This window comes from Marinospirillum sp. (assembly GCF_014859565.1).
This window is the reverse complement of record NZ_JACUUA010000386.1, coordinates 1-2,170: the sequence shown is the minus strand read 5'-3', so window position 1 is coordinate 2,170 and position 2,170 is coordinate 1. Positions and strand designations below refer to the sequence as shown.

The window sequence follows — 2,170 nt, the reverse complement described above, 5'->3', positions numbered from 1 at the left end:
CTCCGAACAAACCGCCACCAGCAGCCATGAAATTGCCCGTCTGGCTCATGACCTTAGAGCAACTGCCGGACAGTTCAAGGTCTGATCCACCCACCCTCTGCTGCCCTATGGCAGCAGAGGGTATTTACTGCTAAGCTCGATCCGTTACTTTTCTGAAGGTCAGGCCATGCTGATCAAGCGTCCACTACTGAACACCCTATTGTTGTTGCTGGCTTTGCTGGCTATAACTCAGCGAGTGCTCACGCCCTTCAGTATTCCAGCACTGGTTGTTCACCCCAGTGGTTACATCCAGATCTGCTCCTGGCAAAGTGGCTTTCAACCTCTGCTGATCAATGCTGAGGGAGAACGTCAGGAGTCCCTGCAACCTAGCGGGCACTGTCCGGCTTGCAGCGTCACCCCGGCTTTACCGGAAACCCGCCCACTGGTCTTCCTGGCTGATCTTGCTGCCGACACACTGACATCACCTTCCATCATTGTTCCGGCGACCACTTACAATCCATTATTACGCCCCCCCTCCCGAGCACCTCCTGTTGTTGTCGGATAACTGCTGACCCTATCCCCGAAAACAACACAAGAGACTTTTGATGAAAGTGAATCGCACACTTCTGTATGCCGGTGCATTGTTGCTGGTGCTGCTGGCCTTTTTCCAGATTCAAGGCGGCGTGGAAAAAGCACAACAAAACCAGAACCCGGCACTCAGTGACAAACCTCAGGGGACACCCCGGAAAGGCTGGCGGCTTATGTTGATTTTTTTGAGGCCGGTATTCTGGGGCTGACCGGTGAAGAAGAGACACTGCGAAGCCTTAGTCAGGCCTATGGTGCTTTTTATCGTTATGTTGACGTGGATTCAGCCATGGGTTACGCAGTGGATCACACCTCGGACTTTTATCTTGTTAATCATCGTGGTGAACTGCTCGCCACCCTCTCCCATACTCTCAGCGGCAATCAACTGACCCAGACACTGGTCAACGCCCTTGAAAACAATCTTTGAAGTGGAGTCTTACATGAAACGTTTTTTCCTTGCTTCCCTGCTGCTGCTCAGCTTCAGCCTGCCAATACAAGCCATGGACATTCAGGCCAAGGACGCTTATGTGCGTGCTGTACCTGCCATCTCCGAGGTTACCGCTGCCTTTATGCAGCTACATAACAAGGGTTCACAAGATCGCCAGCTGGTGGCCGCCAATAGCCCTGCATCCAGGGTTGTAGAGCTGCATACCCACACGGCTGTTGATGGTGTGATGCAGATGCGACAGGTTGAGCATATCACGCTGCCAGCCGGTGGCATGGCTGAACTCAAGCCCGGTGGCTTACACCTGATGCTGATTGGCCTTAAACAACCATTAAAAGTGGATGATCGCGTACAGATTAGTCTGTCACTGGATGATGGCAGCATCATTGAGCTGGATGTGCCCGTTCGCAATATGCAGATGATGCAACAACACCAACATCGGCACTGACATCAACTCAGTTTGATCAGATAGCAGGCAACTCCTTGCGAACCTTGCGCACAAAACTTCTGATCAGCTTCAAGTCCATCTTCAGCAGCTGTTTTTGCCTTGCACTCAGCTGCTGAAGATCCAGCCAACCATCAGCCTGACGCCCTGCCCCCAGGCTGGCTAACTGCGCCTGCAACAACAGGGACTGCAGTGAATCCAATGCCTCTATCAAATCCAGCGCTTCTGACGCCTGCAACTGCTGCTGTGTCACCAATGCCATCAATCTGTCTCGGGTGGAAACCTCCATCACACCCTGCAACAGGCAAAAAAGTCTTGTTGCTGACTGCAAGGGTAACAACCCCTGACGCTTGAGATTCAGCGCATGGGCATGGGGTGCCTCTTGCCCATCACTGGTCAGGCGATCAAAGGCATCCAGACCAACAGGGATTTCATCGAGCAACTCACCCATTTCATGTAAAAACCCATGTGCAGTGGGTAAAAGAACCGCCAGCTCGGCACGAAAAGCCTGCGCCAGAGCGGCATCACCATATACGGGGTTAAAATCCAGCAGGATATTGGAGAGCTGCACCTTTTTGACCACACGACCTGCTGTCCACAGGCGCATTTGCTCAACCCACTCCGACAAGCGCTTACGCCAGAGTGGCCAGCGTGCCATAACGTGCCCTTTGCACAGCGGAATACCTGCTTGATCCAGACGATCCGTAAAGCCTTCT

5 protein-coding genes and 1 pseudogene are annotated in these 2,170 nt (G+C 52.9%); 5 read left to right on the top strand and 1 reads right to left on the bottom strand.

What is annotated here, in order from left to right; translation table 11 throughout:
* Positions 1-166: 166 nt before the first annotated feature.
* From IBX50_RS20005 to IBX50_RS19990, 5 genes and pseudogenes are all read left to right on the top strand, one after another.
* Positions 167-544, top strand: coding sequence for a hypothetical protein (locus tag IBX50_RS20005; protein WP_292258154.1), 378 nt, complete (start codon positions 167-169; stop codon positions 542-544).
* Positions 545-584: 40 nt separating this feature from the next.
* Positions 585-776 carry a hypothetical protein gene (locus IBX50_RS20000; protein ID WP_292258153.1) on the top strand — a complete coding sequence of 64 codons (192 nt, stop codon included), beginning with the start codon at positions 585-587 and terminating at the stop codon, positions 774-776.
* Positions 731-850: pseudogene (locus IBX50_RS20805) on the top strand (SCO family protein); the annotation flags it as partial. The gene IBX50_RS20000 and the pseudogene IBX50_RS20805, both read left to right, overlap by 46 nt.
* A gap of 3 nt (positions 851-853) precedes the next feature.
* Positions 854-991, top strand: coding sequence for a hypothetical protein (locus IBX50_RS19995; RefSeq protein ID WP_292258152.1), 138 nt, complete (start codon positions 854-856; stop codon positions 989-991).
* Between the two features lie 13 nt (positions 992-1,004).
* Positions 1,005-1,457: a copper chaperone PCu(A)C gene (locus IBX50_RS19990; RefSeq protein WP_292258151.1), complete on the top strand. Its 453-nt coding sequence runs from the start codon at positions 1,005-1,007 to the stop codon at positions 1,455-1,457.
* Positions 1,458-1,473: 16 nt separating this feature from the next.
* On the opposite strand, the gene IBX50_RS19985 is transcribed toward IBX50_RS19990, so the two are convergent.
* The coding region (locus tag IBX50_RS19985; protein ID WP_292258150.1) for a putative nucleotidyltransferase substrate binding domain-containing protein at positions 1,474-2,170 on the bottom strand (697 nt) is incomplete at its 5' end.